Source organism: Erysipelotrichaceae bacterium 66202529 (genome assembly GCA_017161075.1).
Taxonomy (GTDB): Bacteria; Bacillota_I; Bacilli_A; order Erysipelotrichales; family Erysipelotrichaceae; genus Clostridium_AQ.
Map to the genome: position 1 here is coordinate 3,975,796 of CP046174.1, position 16,501 is coordinate 3,992,296.

Annotated in this window: 16 protein-coding genes; 4 read left to right on the top strand and 12 right to left on the bottom strand. The window is 43.9% G+C overall.

From position 1 onward, the window contains the following. Positions 1–9: 9 nt before the first annotated feature. On the bottom strand, positions 10–1,365 hold the full coding sequence (locus GKZ87_18805; GenBank protein QSI27397.1) for an FtsX-like permease family protein: 1,356 nt from the start codon (positions 1,363–1,365) through the stop codon (positions 10–12). A gap of 143 nt (positions 1,366–1,508) precedes the next feature. Between GKZ87_18805 and GKZ87_18810 the strand changes: the two genes are divergently transcribed. Together GKZ87_18810 and GKZ87_18815 are read left to right on the top strand one after the other, a co-directional pair. Beyond that, positions 1,509–2,177, top strand: coding sequence for a response regulator (locus GKZ87_18810; protein QSI27398.1), 669 nt, complete (start codon positions 1,509–1,511; stop codon positions 2,175–2,177). After that, the gene (locus tag GKZ87_18815) at positions 2,165–3,202 is read left to right on the top strand and encodes a GHKL domain-containing protein (GenBank protein ID QSI27399.1); all 1,038 of its coding nucleotides are present in this window, start codon (positions 2,165–2,167) and stop codon (positions 3,200–3,202) included. Before GKZ87_18810 ends, GKZ87_18815 begins: the two co-directional genes overlap by 13 nt. 355 nt (positions 3,203–3,557) lie before the next feature. Here GKZ87_18815 and GKZ87_18820 read toward each other — a convergent pair whose 3' ends face one another. From GKZ87_18820 to GKZ87_18845, 6 genes are all read right to left on the bottom strand, one after another. Beyond that, a complete protein-coding gene (locus GKZ87_18820; GenBank protein QSI27400.1) occupies positions 3,558–4,850 on the bottom strand; it encodes an NAD(P)-dependent oxidoreductase in 1,293 nt (430 codons plus the stop codon). Between the two features lie 126 nt (positions 4,851–4,976). Then, positions 4,977–5,342, bottom strand: a complete 366-nt coding sequence (locus GKZ87_18825; protein QSI27401.1) for a PTS sorbitol transporter subunit IIA — start codon at positions 5,340–5,342, stop codon at positions 4,977–4,979. A gap of 11 nt (positions 5,343–5,353) precedes the next feature. Further along, positions 5,354–6,352, bottom strand: coding sequence for a PTS sorbitol transporter subunit IIB (locus GKZ87_18830; GenBank protein QSI27402.1), 999 nt, complete (start codon positions 6,350–6,352; stop codon positions 5,354–5,356). 3 nt (positions 6,353–6,355) lie between these two features. Then, positions 6,356–6,895, bottom strand: a complete 540-nt coding sequence (locus GKZ87_18835) for a PTS sorbitol transporter subunit IIC (GenBank protein ID QSI27403.1) — start codon at positions 6,893–6,895, stop codon at positions 6,356–6,358. Between the two features lie 14 nt (positions 6,896–6,909). Then, entirely contained in the window at positions 6,910–7,374 is a 465-nt protein-coding gene (locus GKZ87_18840) for a transcriptional regulator (protein QSI27404.1), read from the bottom strand. After that, complete coding sequence (locus tag GKZ87_18845; GenBank protein ID QSI27405.1) at positions 7,371–8,357, bottom strand: sugar-binding transcriptional regulator; 987 nt, start codon at positions 8,355–8,357, stop codon at positions 7,371–7,373. Before GKZ87_18845 ends, GKZ87_18840 begins: the two co-directional genes overlap by 4 nt. Before the next feature lie 452 nt (positions 8,358–8,809). On the opposite strand from GKZ87_18845, the gene GKZ87_18850 reads away from it, so the two are divergent. Together GKZ87_18850 and mscL are read left to right on the top strand one after the other, a co-directional pair. Continuing rightward, positions 8,810–10,069 carry a M24 family metallopeptidase gene (locus GKZ87_18850; protein ID QSI27406.1) on the top strand — a complete coding sequence of 420 codons (1,260 nt, stop codon included), beginning with the start codon at positions 8,810–8,812 and terminating at the stop codon, positions 10,067–10,069. 27 nt (positions 10,070–10,096) lie between these two features. Next, positions 10,097–10,582 carry a large conductance mechanosensitive channel protein MscL gene (mscL, locus tag GKZ87_18855; GenBank protein QSI27407.1) on the top strand — a complete coding sequence of 162 codons (486 nt, stop codon included), beginning with the start codon at positions 10,097–10,099 and terminating at the stop codon, positions 10,580–10,582. Positions 10,583–10,668: 86 nt separating this feature from the next. Here the strand turns inward: mscL and GKZ87_18860 are convergent, their stop codons facing one another. The 5 genes from GKZ87_18860 to GKZ87_18880 all read right to left on the bottom strand — a co-directional run bounded on the left by GKZ87_18860 (position 10,669) and on the right by GKZ87_18880 (position 16,346). Next, entirely contained in the window at positions 10,669–11,421 is a 753-nt protein-coding gene (locus tag GKZ87_18860; GenBank protein QSI28017.1) for an SDR family NAD(P)-dependent oxidoreductase, read from the bottom strand. A 48-nt stretch (positions 11,422–11,469) separates the two neighbouring features. Further along, positions 11,470–12,810: a magnesium transporter gene (gene mgtE, locus GKZ87_18865; protein ID QSI27408.1), complete on the bottom strand. Its 1,341-nt coding sequence runs from the start codon at positions 12,808–12,810 to the stop codon at positions 11,470–11,472. Between the two features lie 477 nt (positions 12,811–13,287). After that, positions 13,288–13,638: a DUF1667 domain-containing protein gene (locus GKZ87_18870; GenBank protein ID QSI27409.1), complete on the bottom strand. Its 351-nt coding sequence runs from the start codon at positions 13,636–13,638 to the stop codon at positions 13,288–13,290. A gap of 3 nt (positions 13,639–13,641) precedes the next feature. Continuing rightward, entirely contained in the window at positions 13,642–14,904 is a 1,263-nt protein-coding gene (locus GKZ87_18875; protein QSI27410.1) for an FAD-dependent oxidoreductase, read from the bottom strand. Further along, complete coding sequence (locus GKZ87_18880) at positions 14,904–16,346, bottom strand: FAD-dependent oxidoreductase (GenBank protein ID QSI27411.1); 1,443 nt, start codon at positions 16,344–16,346, stop codon at positions 14,904–14,906. Before GKZ87_18880 ends, GKZ87_18875 begins: the two co-directional genes overlap by 1 nt. Positions 16,347–16,501: the final 155 nt, after the last annotated feature.

Here is a 16,501-nt window from a genome sequence, read left to right on the forward strand (position 1 = left end):
AGATCCTCCTTAATTACGTTCGCGCAGTATACGCATCGGTTCAAATTTCATCGCATAGAATGAGCTGACCGCACTTGCCAGGACAACTAGCAGAACCGCAATAGCACTCAGCTGTGCAATCGTTGCTGCACTTAATACTGCATTGATATGTGTAATCGGTGCATTATCCGTGGCAAGACCACCCATAACCGTATTTCCGGTATTCATAATATTTCCACCTGACTGTGATGCGAGTTTATTCGCAAGCATCATATCGGTAACCGGCTGTGCAATCAAACTTCCAATTACAAGACCTAAGATTAGACATACGACCATTATCATCAGGGATTCCAAAAGCATCTGCAATACGATACTGCTCTTTTTCATACCCATTGCACGCAGAACACCGATTTCATATTTTCTCTCCCGGATTGCCAGCATGGATAAGAGTAGTAAGATCGTTGTCCCCAGAACCAGTACTACCACAAGGAAAATATTCGCAATACCTGTCATTTGTTCAATCGGCTTAATAAATGCATGGTAGGCGATATCATCCGTTTTTACATTATAATAATCCGAAAGTCCTGCCTGCATGGCATCTTTTTTGAATGCTTCCAGATCCTTTGGATTGGAAAGGAAGAAGGTTCCCTGTAAAAGAGGCTTATACGCATATTCCTCATTGATGAGATTGTCTGTTTTGGTAAATACCTCAGCATAGGCATTGGTATCATCATTGTGATAAATACCACTAATTTTATACGTCATTTCTTGCAATGTTTTTCCATTTAAATTCTTATCATGAATATCCTTTGCCTGAAAACTATCACCGACCTTTAAGTCATTCATCTTTGCTAATTCATCTGATATCAAAGCATCATTTGCTGCTTCCGGATATTTTCCTTCAATCAGCTGTACCTGTCTATTTTGAAATACTTTGGCATTTTTTACATTGTCAAAGCCGCTAATATATAAATAAGGAATACGCGCCCGTTCCAGCGGCTCTCCGGCACGCTGCATTTCTGTATAACGTTTTTCAATTGGCCGCTTATATTTCAAGTCATCTGCAATAGCCTCCATGGTAGCAGCATATTCAACCTTTTTGATATATTTGGACTTTGCCATTTTTCTGACAGTCTCATTGGATATGCCAGGTGTAAGGAAGGAATCGTTATTCTCCATTTCTTTTGAAATTCTCCAATAATCCTCCTCAATAAATACCTGTGTACTGAGTTGACTTTTATAGTTTTTTGCTATCGTGTCCGTATTATCACGCACGATGATGGCAACACAGCTCATCGTGATAACCAGCAGGAAAATCACTGCGATCATCAGATTTCTTCCAGCATTCTGAAAGATATTTTTAAACGCATTTTTCAAAATATACATCTTTTATACCTCACTTTTCAATTACTGCATCATCATAGCATAGCCAATGTTAATTTTCAGGCAAGCCCTTGATTTAAAATTAACATAAAATATACTATAATGTTTTCAGTGAAGCATTCACTTTATCAGGAAAGGATGATTATATGCGGTTGCTGGTTATAGAAGATAATAGGGAATTGGCGACGTTGATGACAGAACAGCTACATACGTTCGGATTTGTATGCGACAGCGCTCATGATGGAGAAACTGCGGATCAGAAAATACATGATACGGCATATGATGCCGCATTGCTTGATTTGAATCTTCCGGACACTGACGGCTTCGATCTCCTGAAAAGCTGGCGGAATCAGGCTGTGGATACCCCTGTTCTAATTGTCACTGCACGTGATGATCTGGATGAGCGGGTGAAGGGTTTGCAGCTGGGTGGGGATGATTATATTACCAAGCCGTTTGAATTTGAGGAACTAAATGCACGGATTCAGGCAGTTATACGCCGGTTTCGTGGAAGACCGACAGCAGACATCAAGGTAGAGGGTCTGATTATAAATCCGGCCTCCAGAAGTGTTAGCCTGGATTATCACAAAGTACTTTTGTCTCCGAAGGAATATGATATCCTCGAATATATCGCCAGCCAGCATCCCAGAGTCATATCCAATTATGAGATTGCAGAGCATGTATACGATGAGGACTTTGATCCCTTCTCCGGTGTTATCCGTGTTCATATGGCGAATATTCGTAAAAAGCTGATGCTTGATGGAAAATCCATATTGTGCAATGAAAAGGGGAAAGGGTATTACTTATGTCATCCATAACTAAGAAAAAATATGTTTTAATCTGTTGCTATGCGACTACGCTGACCTTTGCAATTCTGCTGTGCTTTATCTTCTTCACCAGTCAATCCAATGCCGATATGCAAAGGATACCGGAGATTCTTTATTCCACCCGATACAGCAGTGAAATCATTTATATGAAACCCATAACATCACAACAACTGTATGATTTTTTCAGACAATCGTTCTTTCAATATCTGCCTCTTTTGATAGCTGCAATCTGCTTTCTCATACTTATTCTGTCCGGTTTCCTGCTAATGGGTATCAAGCTGCTGGATAAGAAGCAGGAAAATAAGATTGCACATGATCTGTTACATGTCGGAGATGAAGAAACTAACTCTCTTGAAGAACCCTTTACCAGCGAATATGCACAAATCAATAAAAAGCTTTCCGCATATGATGAGGATCAGCGCAGACTCCATTCATATATTGCGCATGAGCAGAAAAATTTAATCATGCTTATTAAAGGTAAAATAGCTGCCGGTAATGATATTAGCAGTGATATGGATACAATGTCTCGCTCTATTGATGATATTTTAGCTCTTTCTGCACATAAAAATACACAAAAGAGCATATGTGATCTGGCACTGATTGCTGCAGAGGAATATGACAGCTACCACGCAGTTTATGATAAGCTGTCCTTTGATTTCGAGGAGGATGCCAGTTACCGTATACTTGGAAAAGAGCAATGGCTGAGAAGAGCACTTGATAATCTCATAGAAAATGCAATCAAATACGGGAATCAGAAGGAAATCAATATTTACCTGAAACAGAAATATCACAGTGTTCTTCTCTATGTTCAAGATCATGGTAAGGGGATCAGTGAAGCTGAACAGGAAAAAATATTTGACTACACCTACCGCATCCATCCACAAAAATTGGACGGATATGGAATCGGATTAAGTCTTGTATCCCATGTATGTGATTTATGTGACGGCTTTATCCATGTAAAAAGCGAAGAGTATAAAGGCAGCACGTTTATCCTTTCATTTCCTTTACAGGATTGAAGTATTCCTGCAATTAAGCATATGTATTTGTATTAACCGCTGTACAGAATACACATAAACATTTATGATACCAGATAGTTATGCATATATAACACAAGATGAGACCTTCCTTTTTCCATTATTCTACCCCTGGATTTGCTTAAACAGCATGTTCCTGTGCTTGATTATTAAGCAGAGCATAAAAAAACAGATGACTCTAAGGAATTTTACTTTCCTTTTATCATCTGTTTTCTTTCTTCTACCCACACTTTTGTTTACAGCGTCATTTTACACAACCACTCTCTAGTTTACATAACCGTTTTTTGCATTCTTTTGCTGGATATCTGTCCGAGAGTGCAGGACAAAGAATATTCTATTATCCGAAAATTTTATCCTGTTCCTGACGCAGCTTGTAAATCAGCGTAGTTGTATCAAGCTCAATATCATCATAGGTAATCAATTCCCCTTTTTTCACATCGCGCTTCATCACTGCCTTATTATTTACAAGACCATATGGAACATAGCCCTTTTCCTTAGCTACCTCATGCTTACAGATAGACCCATAGGTTGTATAGCCGCCAATACCGTCAATGGTCTGTCCTGCTTTCAGATCAATCTTCGCCACTGTGATACATTCGGAAACTAAGCCGTTTTTTGGTACGATTGTCGGCTCCCCGTCAATAACAACCTTTGCGGCAGTCAGCGGAGTTTCCAGATTGCACAGGTGGTATGGACGATACAATGTCCACAGCGGGCCAGGCCCCATGGAATGATACTGCATCTGGTATGCGATTTCCTCATTATCCGTAGCAACGGTCACAAATACACCCGGTGCAATTCCGTTTACATACTCAACAACACCATGCTGATTCAGAATACCGCCATCCTCTTTCAGCTTATAGGTCTCATTCAGACTCTTTACATCACTGGCAATACCATGCCCACCGATAACATCCGGTACCAGACCGGTAGCATTTGACATTGCCGTCATTTCCACCATCGTCTTTGTTCCATCCTTGAATGCACACAGCATCTTTGGTGACATTTTTCTTCTTGTAGCCTCCTCCAGAACGGTATCCGGATTACAGCTTTTATCAATACGGTTATTCTTTCCTTTTCCCATAACCTTAACTTCCAACCCCATAGCGGTTGCGAAATCATACAGCTCCATAACGGCACCCGGCTCATCTCCGGCACTGCCTGTATAAATAACACCGTTATCCTTTGCCATTTTATCCAGCAGAGGTCCGATAACGACATCCGTTTCCACGTTCAGCATAACCACATGCTTTTTGTTTTTAATTGCATCGGTTGCGACCTTTGCGCCAACATCAGGAACACCGGTAGCATCGATTGCCACCTCTACTGGACGACATTGGGAAATCAGATTAGAATTTGTCGTAGCGACATACTTTCCTTCCTCCATCGCCTTGTCTGCTTCTGCAATATCATTGGTACAAACGATATCCTCATCCTTTACGCCTGCATACTTAAATGCGTGAACTGCAAGCTCCTGGTCGATATCAGATACAACAGCTGGTGTGATTCCCTTCATCAGCACCATCTGCGTAACCATACCGCGCCCCATCTGACCGGCACCAACAATACCGCATTTGATGATTTTCCCTTCTTCTTCTCTTTTCGCAAGCTTTTTGTTCATGTTTAACATAACAGATATCCTCCTTTTTTTATCTATATATATCCTGTTATTTTCCTTACATTTCTATCAATACCCTAATTCCCTGCTTTATAAATTCCACTGTACTGCTTCGCTTTCTAGCTGCTAATCAATATGCTATTCGATTTCTATCGTTCCACCGACAACCAGCTGTTCCGCTTTGATCGGCTCTCCAATCAGCTCGATAATGCCCGGTCGTTCCACAGTGTCCAGTCCCTTAAAGGACAAAGTACAATGCCCCAGCTCCTTCAGTGTGTTGAGGGCTTCCCATCCAACATCGGATATCGTATATTCCACACCGCAGATGCGGACAGTATCGCCCTTTTTCGGATCTTCCTTCAATTCGCTTTTGGTATGCAGCACAGAGATATCTGCCAGCTCCGAAGGTGCATCCTCATTAAAGATAATAATGAAGTTACAGCATTCATCCAGAAAATCCAGTGCACAGGAGCCAAGTCCTGTAATCGTTGCCTGATATTTCATGAGTTCACCTTTTAATACATTCCAATACTGAACACGAAGGCGATAATAACAGCCAGCGGGCCGGTAATCACACGGGAATATAAGACGGCAGGAACACCAAATTCAATGGTTTCCGGTTCTGCTTCCCCAAGAGACAGACCAACGGGTACAAAGTCACCACCGACCTGTGCATTGATAGCAAACAATGCAGGAAGCGCATACTGTGCAGGAATATTCCCCAATCCGATCTCAGCACCAAGCAAGGTACCGACCACCTGTGCGATAACTGCACCCGGTCCTAAAATCGGTGACAAAAATGGCAGACCGCAAATGAGTGAGATAACAATCATACCCGGCATGGTCGAACAAAGCGGAGATATCGTATTTGCGATGACATTTCCCAGTCCGCTGACCTGAATGATTCCAAGAATTGTGGATGTAAAGGCCATGAACGGCAATACGTTTTTGATAACCATTTCAATCGATTCACGCCCGGCCGCAAAGAATTTATTTACCACCTGTCCGACACCGATACCGATGCGGGTGATGATACCCGGCTTTTTCCCCTGATTGGCTTCCTCCAGCTCTTTTCTGGCCTGTGCCTTTGTCTTTGGGGCACCTGGTTCCTTCTTTTCTTCTGTGATGGTTTCTGTTTTCACTTCTTCATCTGTAAATACGATGTTATCCTCTTTTACATCGGATACATAGATATCCTCCGTGATAAACTGTGCCAGCGGGCCGACAGCACCAACCGGTACAAGATTAACTGTGCTGATTCTTTTTTTCGGATAGACACCGCAGCGTGCAGTACCGCCGCAATCGACAACAGCGACAAGAATCTGTTCATCCGGTACTGTTGTTTTAAATCCGTCTATTGTTTCAGCTCCACACATTTCTGCAATTTTTGCGGCAATCGGATGAATTCCTCCTCCAGTTACACACAAGACCTTATTACGTACTTCCGTGGGCTCCAATACCAGCGGGCCACCCCAGCCGCTGCTTCCCTTTGTGATTTTTACCTTTCTGTACATATCCTAGTCCTCCGTATTTTTTGTATTTGTGAATTTTGAAGTCAGACGCAGATAGATTTTCTCCGTCAAGACGCCTCTGATCAGAATAACGATCAGACCGACGATGAAATAGCGGACTGCCAAATCACCAAGTGGCAGATTCAGCTTTGTAATCCCTGCCGCAATTCCCATGTATACAAACAGCTCCCCGGGGTTCGCATGTGGAAACAGTCCGGTAACCGGATGCAGAAAGCTGACACAGGAATCATAATACGCAGGCTTGTACTTTTCCTCAACGAAGCGCCCGAAGGTGTAACACATCGGGTTTCCCAGAAACAGTACTGCCAGTACCGGTACGACGGTATAACGCGCTATTGTGAATCGTGTGAGCTTTTTCGTGAAGTTCTCTACTCGTTTTTCTCCAATCAGTTTAATGATGGAGTTAATGGCTGTCATCAGACAGATTACCATAGGTATAATTCCTGTAACCCAGCCTACGAATGTTTCTCCGCCTGCCTGAAACAATGCCATGAATCCTTGTGCAAAATCAGATATGAATTCCATACGTCACTTCCTCCTTATGTCAATTCTGGCTTACGCAGCTCAAGATGCTCGGCCGTATCCATCTCAACTGTGCAGTCTGCATTACGGAAACGCAGCTCCAGCGCTTCCAATGCCTGTATATATCCTCGATATTGTTTCTGTTTCTTCGTTTCCATGGCACGAAACATATGCAGAAACTCATCGATTGATACCCCGATCAATGCTTTTCCCAGCAATTCCCTAACCGGATGAAATTTTGCCAGGAAGGTTTTTCCATCCATAATCTCACAATCCGTAATGATCTGTTCTTTATCACAGGCCATGATTACAATATTTCCATTAAAGAACCGACCTCTTTTCTGTCCGATTCCAACATTTCCCTTTTTATGAACACGCCGTATCGCTGCTTTGTAGCTTCTAATCTGAAATACACCGCCAATGGCCTGCATTATAAACAGTGCAATAGCAATCATAAAAATCAGCATCATATCTCTTGTCATGACGTTTCCTCCTCCATAAGCGTAAGCAATTTCTTTACACAGCTGATATCTGTTATCAGAATATTGATTTTTCCTGCGCGAATCACACCGAGAATCGCCTTGCTTTTTTCCTCACCAACCGCGATACCGATACGGTTTTCAATCTGCATAAGCGCCTCATCAGACAGCCCCATCACACGCTCATTGAATTCGTGAAACGGTTCACTGTTTCCGTCTTTATCCAGAAACCTCAGCAGCACATCACCAACTGCCCCCTGCTCCTTAAATGCTTCATAATCCTCCTTACTGAGATAGCCGCATTTCACAAGGGTGGAATCCCTGGAGCTGCAGGAGCCGATTCCCATAATAACGGTCTTCAGTTTTTTGAACAATGCGGTCACTTCCTGTACCGGGCGTTCCTTCAGAAAGCCCTCCATGATATTGGTATCCTGAAACATGGCCGGAGCGAAGAACTGGACGGCTCTGCCCTGGAATTTCTTTGCGAACGCATTGGCAATCTCGTTGGAATGATAGCCCTCATCTGATTGTAGCTGTGTACCAACACCGCCAACAACCGGAACAAAGGTACACTCCATTTCCTCTACACTGTTTTTCACATTTGCCAGATTATACAGCGTCTTTCCCATAGAAACACCAATGTAATCCTGATTATGGAAAATGCGGGCCAGATAGGCAAGTGCTTCTTCATTTACTCTCTGCATATGATCTGCTTTGCTTTCCAGCTCCATCTCATCGACAATCAGAACTTCCTTCAAGCCAAGCTGCTGTTCAATTCTCCGTTCCAGCTCGCCATACAGGATACTGTCCGGATTGTCCAGCTCTATCCGTACGACACCGTTTTCCTTTCCTGCCTTCAACAGCCGTGAAACAGTTGCCCGTGAGATACCCAGTTGATCACAGATTTCCTTTTGTCCAAGACCATCCATGTAATAGAGATAACAGCATTTATAAATCAGACGGGCATCGTCTACAATTTTTTTCATTTCTGCGCCTCCTCTCTGTAAGCGGTTCCTTTATCTGTCTCTAGATTACCACAGCATTTTATTGAGGTCAATGCATATATGCTGAACATATGTATAAGTGAAAATTCAAGTGTTATTATCTTAATCTTTTGTTCTTCATTGAAATAATGGTTAAATGATAACTTTTTCACAAAAGCAAAATAGAGCGATAAATAAAGCATTTTTTCGTATTTCAATAAAGATTTATAGTTCTTTACATTCGTTCAATGTTTACATATTTTCTGTCTTCTCATGAATAACACGGGATAAAGTCGTGAAAGTATCGATATTTTCACAGCTTTTTTTACACAATAACCCATACAATTAGCAAAGGAATTGTACGAATGTATAAGCTACCTTCGTAACAGAGATAGTATGCTTTTTACGGAATCGTTTTTTCATGATACAATAGACCTGAAAAGAGGACTGATAGCATGTATAAAGAACGACGTCTTGCTCTGGCACAGCTGCTGCCGGAAAACGCCATCGCCTTGTTTTTTAGTGGCAAAGCTCCCTATAAAACAGGTGATGAGAAATATCCGTTCAGTGTAGATCGAAGCTTCTACTATCTCAGCGGCCTGGATAAGGAGCATATGATACTGGTCATTCTCCGCATAAACGGGGAAGTAAGAGAACAGCTGTTTCTGGAACAATACGATGAGGAGCAGGCCAAATGGGTTGGCGGAAAAATGCTGCCGGAGGAAGCTGCAGAAGTCAGTGAGATTGAAGAAATATTCTGGGTCGAGGAAGCGATGGAGATGCTCGGACTGCAAATATCCCGCTTGTTTGATAACCAGTCACGGGTAGATATTTATGCGGATTTCACAAGACAGGAGGCATATCAGGCGGATAGTGAAGCTCATCGTTTTACCAGAGAGCTGCTGTGCCGGTATCCCTACATCACACTGCATAATGCAGCCCCACATATAAGCAGTCTGCGGCTGATCAAGGATACAACGGAGATTGAGCAGCTACAGCAGGCCATTGAAGTAACGCGTAAGGGAATCTATGCCATGATGGATCATGTCCGCTGCGGTATGGGAGAGCATCAGGTAGAGGCCTGGTTTGATTTTGTATTAAAAACCAATGGCTGTCAGCATTCCTTTCCCTCTATTATTGCCAGTGGAAAAAATGCGACCATTCTGCACTATGATGAAAATAACCGGAGCATAAAAAAGAACAGTCTGCTGCTGTGTGATCTGGGTGCCAGCTATCAATATATGAATGCTGATATCACCCGCACCATCCCGGCAAACGGGTCATTTACTAAGCGGCAAAGAGAAATCTATGATATTGTGCTGGAAGCTAACCGCTATATTATGTCACTGGTTCGTCCCGGACGCACCCTGAAGGAGCTGAATCAGGAGCTGATTCGCTTCTATGAGGCAAAGCTGAAGCCGATGGGTATGCTGAAACGCGGCAAAGGTGTGGAAGATTATTACTGGCACGGAGTATCCCATATGCTTGGTCTGGATACGCATGATGTTTCCTTAGCCGGTTACAAGCTGCGTCCGGGGAACGTATTCACCATTGAACCGGGCTTATATCTGGAAGAGGAAGGCATTGGTATCCGCATTGAGGATAACGTACTCGTTACAGAGGATGGATGCAGGAATCTGTCCGCCTCTATCATGAAGGATCCGGGTGAAATCGAAGCATATATGCAGAAGCACAACGAATATCTGCAGGTATAAGAAAACAGGCTGTAAACAGGAGACAATATGAAAACGATTATCAATGAATTTAAAGAATTTATCATGCGGGGAAATGTACTGGATCTGGCCGTTGGTGTAATTATCGGCGGGGCATTCCAGAAAATCATTTCCTCCCTTGTAAATGATGTCATCATGCCGGTGATTACGCTGTGTACTGGCGGTATTGATTTTACCAACTGGTTTATTGCACTCGATGGTCATCATTACGACACTCTGCAGGCTGCGACAGCGGCTAAAGCATCCACCTTGAACTATGGTACCTTTCTGACAGAGGTCATAAATTTTATCATCATGGCATTTATTATTTTTATGATGGTGAAAACAATGAATTCGCTTTCCAGAAAGGTGAAAAAGCCGGAGGAAACGGCTAGTCCAGCAGTAAAAATCTGTCCGTATTGTAAGACAGAGATCGCTGCAGATGCAAGCCGCTGCCCTCACTGCACATCACAGCTTGACTCCACTGAAAAAACAGAAAATAAGGCTGCAATATAGAAAGCCATACGAAAAAAAACAGGAAGCCCGTACTCTGCAATAAGAGTTCTGCTTTCCTGTTTTTCTTATGATTATATTTTTTTCAATTACCTGTTTTTGCGATGCTGAATATGATATGAGGCCTCCATCTGCACTGCCAATGGCAGGCACTTACATAACAGATAGCTTCCCTTCATCAGCATGCCGGGAATCAGCATGGCTTTTCTCTCAAACATTGTACGGATCGCATACTCCGCTATGTCCATGCTTGTCTTACCCTTCATCATGAATTTCACATTGGCAACACGATCAAACTCCGTCTGTACCGGTCCCGGACAAAGAACACTGACAGAAACATGACTATTGTGTTTCTGAAGCTCCTTGCGCATAGCCAGTGTCAGACGCTGTACATATGCTTTTGTGGCATAATACGTTGCCATGAGAGGTCCGGGTAAAAACGCGGCGCTGGATGCCACATTCAAAATATAGCCGCTGTCTTTTTTTACAAAGTCTCGTAAAAACAGCTTACTCAGAATATGAACTGCCCGGATATTGGTGTTGATCATCTCCAGCTCCTTATCCAGGTCAGTCTGTGGAAACTCTCCAAAATCTCCAAAGCCTGCATTATTGATCAGGATATCAATAGATTCATCACGCAGGCGCTGATGCAGGGCAAGGCAGTTTTCCTTTACCGAAACATCCAGTACGATAATCTGTACGGGTACACGAAGCTCCTTTTGTAAATCACGCAGACGCTCCCCGCGTCTTGCGACCAGAATCAAATCCACATCCATGGCAGCCAGTACCCTTGCCATATCGCGGCCGATACCGCTGCTTGCACCTGTTATCAATGCTTTCATATACTGCTCCTTTCCGACGAACTGCTCTCTCATATTTTGCTTCCAAAATTATACGATATACGGAAGTACCAGAGTAGCCAGCCCCAGAAACATGAAAAACCCCATCACATCCGTTACTGTCGTTACAAACACACCGCTGGCAAGTGCTGGATCCACATGCATTTTTTCCAGAATAACCGGAATGAAATAGCCGGCCAGATTGGCCAGAATCATGTTTAAGAACATAGCAACACCGGTAACAAGACCGAAAACCGGATTGCTTTCCATCAGCATCGCCCCGAAAGCCACAACAACACCGATGACAATACCGCTTAGCATACCGACACCGATTTCCTTCATTAAAATCACAAAGGCATTTTCCTTTGTCAGCTCTCCAAGCGACAGCCCACGTACTACAATCGTCAGCGTCTGTGTCCCGGCATTTCCACCCATCCCTGTCACAATCGGCATTACTGTGGCAAGCGCAACCGCCTGTGCGATGGTAGCTTCAAACATGTTGACCACAGCAGCCGCAAGAACTGCAGTAAACAGATTCACAATGAGCCACGGTATCCGGCTGGAAAAGGATTCCTTAACCGTGGAATCCACACGCTCCTCCTTATTGACACCACCCAAATGATGGATATCCTCCGTATTTTCTTCCTGAATGACATCAATGATATCGTCAAACTCAATGACTCCCAGCATATGCTGCTGCTCATCCACAACCGGCATCAGGATAAAGCCGTACTTCTCAAACTGGTGCGCAACCTCCTCCTGATCATCGCTGTACAAAACTGTTTTCACATTGGGATTCACGATATCCATGATTGGTGTATCAAAAGACGAGGTTACGATATCCCGCAGGGAAACCACCCCTTTTAAGACATCCTGTTTATCTACAACATACAAATAATAGGTCGTCTCCTCATCCGTGTTCTTCTGTAGAAAATGCAAAGTATCCTGAACTGTATTTTTCGCAAAGATGCGGATAAATTCCGTCGTCATGATACCGCCGGCACTCTCGGCATCGAAGCTCATCAGCTTTCGGACATCCGCCTGATCCTCAGAATCCATTTTCTTCAGAATGTCAGCCTGTTCCTCTTCTTCCAGCTCTCCCATTAAATCGGTGATTTCATCGCTGCTCATTTCGTCCAGGATATGACGCTGTTTACTGTCTGAAAAGCGTTTTAACAGCTCGTATTTATCTTCGTCATCCTCTTCCTCGACGATATCCGCCAGCATATCATCCGGCAACCGGTTTAAAATTTCCTGTGCATGCTCCTTGTGCTTATGCAGCAGATCAAGAATATCCGCAGGGTGAATCGTATCAATCGTATCCTGCAAATCCTGCAGTGTTCCATGCAGCAAAAGATCCAGCAGATTCTCTTCTGTTATTGTTCTTTTCATTTTCTTCTCCTTTTCTGTATAGGAGAATCATCAGCTGCACGATGGCGGCAAGTGATCATCCCCTGTTTCTATTATCTGTATACCCTCAGGCTTGGGACTCATTCATAACCACCACACTTTCTTTGCTTTGTGCCTTCATTATAACAGAAAACAACAGGTTATGTATATGCGCAAGACTGCTTCTACAGATTTTTCATCGAAGGAAGGAGCATTCCTCTTCAAACATATCGTAGTATTATAAGAAAAACATAGGTACACAACACTGACGTGCAGTAATCGCCAGCTCATTCCTCACCTGGCAGTACGGTATTGATGCATATCGAAATTTCATATAAATCAATGTGTTCATGACATACTCTGTTAACGGTACAGAGAATGCAAAAACCCCGTGATTACTCACGAGGCTATGCTGTTAAAGAAATCATATTTCCTATACTTCCATGCATACTATGCGGACAATTTTTTATAGCCTGATGATCAGTGTGCAACCGTTTTTGTCGCAACGATATCCACACCAAGCCCTGCGGCATCGTGTAATACCACATCACCTGCAGCGATCGGTGCCTTTACCTCCACATGATCCAATGCCCTCATCACATCCATGATGCCTGCCTTTGGTATGCTCTGTATTGTTTTTACTGGAATTCTTCTAGCTGTTTCGGCAGTGATTTTCACCGTTGAGGTGATGACACGCCTTGGGTCTGTCAGCTCTGTTTTCCCATACTCCGCACCTCTTGGACAGCTGTTTCCGGTTACTGTATAACCGTTATGCTCATCCACACACAGATGGCAGCCCTTTGGACAAACGATACATATTAAATTTTTCATTGCTTATGCACCTGCCTTTTCCACACTGATTATCAGCTGATCCTCTGCCTTTTCCAGCAGCTGCTTTGGAATCACAATTTTTTCCATTTCACCCGGAGCCATATGCTCGCGTTTAAAGCCTGCCAGCTTTTGATCACCGCTCATTACACGGATTTCCATATCCTTATAAACATTATTCACGCGGAACATCACTTCCACAAACTTATCTACATTCTCCATGCGGATTTTCTGCGGAACGGTATAATTAACCGCATTTCCGTTTTTCACAGCTATGCAGGAATTGGATGCAGTTTTTCCCTGCAATGCGAATTTTGCGGCACTTCTTCCGGCGCGCTCACTCTCTGCAGTAACGAAATCCACCAGGTCATGTACATGTACGACATTTCCACTCGCGAAAATTCCTTCTGCACTTGTTTCCATATTCTCATAAACAACAGGTCCATTGGTTCTTGGATCCATCTGTAGTCCGGCTGCTCTGGACAATTCATTTTCTGGAATCAGACCGACAGATAACAGGACAGTATCCACATCGAAGGTGATTTCCGTTCCCGGAATCGGCTGTCGTTTTTCATCAACCTGTTGTACAATGACATGCTCCACCCGTTTATCTCCCTGTATATCCGTAATCGTATGGGAGAGATACAGCGGGATATCATAATCGTTCAGACACTGTACGATATTTCGGTTCAATCCGTTGGAATACGGGCACAGCTCCACACAGCCGACAACCTTTGCCCCCTCCAGACTCATACGGCGCGCCATGATTAAGCCGATATCTCCAGACCCCAGAATCAGAACACGTTTTCCCACCATATAGCCCTCAATATTCACATACCGCTGGGCAGCTCCGGCAGTAAACACTCCAGCAGGACGGTCTCCGGGAATCGCGATAGCACCTCTGGTACGCTCACGGCACCCCATGTTCAATACGATTGCCTTTGCCTCCAGCTGCATATAGCCCTGCTTCTTATTCATTGCATGAATGCAGCGATTTTCTTCATCGATATCCAGTACCATCGTATCCAGCAGCACCTCGACGTTGGTATCCTTCAGCATCTCGATAAATTTTCCTGCATACTCCGGTCCGGTCAGCTCCTCCTTAAAGTGATGCAGACCAAATCCGTTGTGAATACACTGGTTTAATATGCCGCCAAGCTCCTGGTCACGCTCCAGAATCAGAATGTGCTTAGCACCCTGTTTCCATGCCTCCAATGCGGATGCCAGACCTGCCGGCCCCCCGCCGACTACGATAACATCATATTTCATTAATGCTCACCTCCAGAGGATTTTGTTTCTCCTGTAATCAGAATCATACCTTCCCGATCCAGCGGTATATCTCTGATATCCTTTTTCAGCTCTCTTGCGATGATTTCCTGTACACGCGGCCCGCAGAAGCCTCCCTGACAGCGGCCCATACCGGCATTGCAGCGGCGCTTCACCGCATCTATGGATACAGCAGGAATCGGACGATGCACAGCATCGATGATTTCTCCTTCCGTTACCGTCTCACAACGGCAAATAATTTTTCCATACTCCGGATTTCGTTCAATCATAGCCTTGCGCTCTTCATTGCTCATTTCACGAAAGCGTACAACACTTCTTGTATCAATATAGGTGTCCTTCTGTGTCAGCTGCAACCCGGATTCCTTCATCATGCTTACCACATCCACTGCGATTGCAGGAGCGGATGATAAGCCCGGGGATGCCATCCCTGCGATATTGAAGAACAAGCGGTTTTTTGGATCCTCATATACAAAGAAGTCATCCTCCTTTGTTCTCGCACGTACACCCGCAAAGTTACGGATAGATTCCCGGAAATTGATATCCGGAACTGATTTCAGTGCAGTATTGCGTACATAATTCAAGCCCTGAGCAGTTGTGGAAACATCCTCTCGGCAGGTTGGCTGGGAATCCGGGCCGACAATCAGATTGCCATGCACTGTCGGCGCAACCAGAACGCCCTTTCCGTTTTCATTTGGACATTGGAATATCACATGATGAACAAGATTTCCCTGACTCTTGTCCAGTAAATAGTATTCTCCCTTATTCGGTTCGATTTTAAAGGCAGCATCATTCACCATCTCATTCACCTGATCAGCAAATACACCCGCCGCATTGCATACACAGGCTGCTTCAATCACGCCCTGACTGGTTTCAATGGAATACCCGTTTTCTATTTTCTCAATGCCGTTTACCTTTGTATTCAGCTTCACCTCAACACCATTCTCAACCGCAACCTCTGCCAGTGCCAGTGCCAGCTCCCATGGACTCACGATACCGACATTCGGTGAATATAGGGCAGCTCTGGCATTTTGGGATACATGAGGTTCTTCCCTATGCAAACGCTCCTTATCCCAGATTTCCATACCCTTCACACCGTTTTGCATACCGCGCTCCTTCAATTCCTTCAGTGTGTTTTCATCCGCATCGGAAAATGCCATAATCAGCGCACCGATCTGCTTGTACGGAATATCCAGCTTCCCGCACAGCTCCTTGATATATGCGTTGCCTGCGACATTATATTTTGCCATTTTAGAGCCCGGCAGCGGATCATAGCCGCCATGGATAATAGCGCTGTTTGCCTTGGTTGTCCCTACAGATACATCATTTTCTTTTTCAATCAGTACCGCCTTCACCTGATATTTTCCAAGCTCATATGCCAGAGAACAGCCGGCGATGCCTGCTCCGATAATCGCTACATCATACATTCTATCAACCTCCCGTAAGCCTTTTCAGACTTCCTTTACACCCTTAATGTACTCCATTACCATATAACTGTCAAACGCACAGATTGCCTTAAATACAGCGGTTTATGAGCTTTTTTATAAATCATTTTATTTTGATTAGTATGCTTATCTTACGC

What these genes read in the sequence shown, in the direction of transcription:
- GKZ87_18835 (QSI27403.1), bottom strand. Translation starts at nt 6,895, where the DNA reads ATGGAATTCATATCTGATTTTGCACAAGGATTCATGGCATTGTTTCAG.
- GKZ87_18860 (QSI28017.1), bottom strand. Translation starts at nt 11,421, where the DNA reads ATGAAAGCATTGATAACAGGTGCAAGCAGCGGTATCGGCCGCGATATG.
- GKZ87_18805 (QSI27397.1), bottom strand. Translation starts at nt 1,365, where the DNA reads ATGTATATTTTGAAAAATGCGTTTAAAAATATCTTTCAGAATGCTGGA.
- GKZ87_18815 (QSI27399.1), top strand. Translation starts at nt 2,165, where the DNA reads ATGTCATCCATAACTAAGAAAAAATATGTTTTAATCTGTTGCTATGCG.
- GKZ87_18810 (QSI27398.1), top strand. Translation starts at nt 1,509, where the DNA reads ATGCGGTTGCTGGTTATAGAAGATAATAGGGAATTGGCGACGTTGATG.
- GKZ87_18830 (QSI27402.1), bottom strand. Translation starts at nt 6,352, where the DNA reads ATGTACAGAAAGGTAAAAATCACAAAGGGAAGCAGCGGCTGGGGTGGC.
- mscL (QSI27407.1), top strand. Translation starts at nt 10,097, where the DNA reads ATGAAAACGATTATCAATGAATTTAAAGAATTTATCATGCGGGGAAAT.
- GKZ87_18845 (QSI27405.1), bottom strand. Translation starts at nt 8,357, where the DNA reads ATGAAAAAAATTGTAGACGATGCCCGTCTGATTTATAAATGCTGTTAT.
- GKZ87_18875 (QSI27410.1), bottom strand. Translation starts at nt 14,904, where the DNA reads ATGAAATATGATGTTATCGTAGTCGGCGGGGGGCCGGCAGGTCTGGCA.
- GKZ87_18880 (QSI27411.1), bottom strand. Translation starts at nt 16,346, where the DNA reads ATGTATGATGTAGCGATTATCGGAGCAGGCATCGCCGGCTGTTCTCTG.
- mgtE (QSI27408.1), bottom strand. Translation starts at nt 12,810, where the DNA reads ATGAAAAGAACAATAACAGAAGAGAATCTGCTGGATCTTTTGCTGCAT.
- GKZ87_18825 (QSI27401.1), bottom strand. Translation starts at nt 5,342, where the DNA reads ATGAAATATCAGGCAACGATTACAGGACTTGGCTCCTGTGCACTGGAT.
- GKZ87_18840 (QSI27404.1), bottom strand. Translation starts at nt 7,374, where the DNA reads ATGACAAGAGATATGATGCTGATTTTTATGATTGCTATTGCACTGTTT.
- GKZ87_18870 (QSI27409.1), bottom strand. Translation starts at nt 13,638, where the DNA reads ATGAAAAATTTAATATGTATCGTTTGTCCAAAGGGCTGCCATCTGTGT.
- GKZ87_18820 (QSI27400.1), bottom strand. Translation starts at nt 4,850, where the DNA reads ATGTTAAACATGAACAAAAAGCTTGCGAAAAGAGAAGAAGAAGGGAAA.
- GKZ87_18850 (QSI27406.1), top strand. Translation starts at nt 8,810, where the DNA reads ATGTATAAAGAACGACGTCTTGCTCTGGCACAGCTGCTGCCGGAAAAC.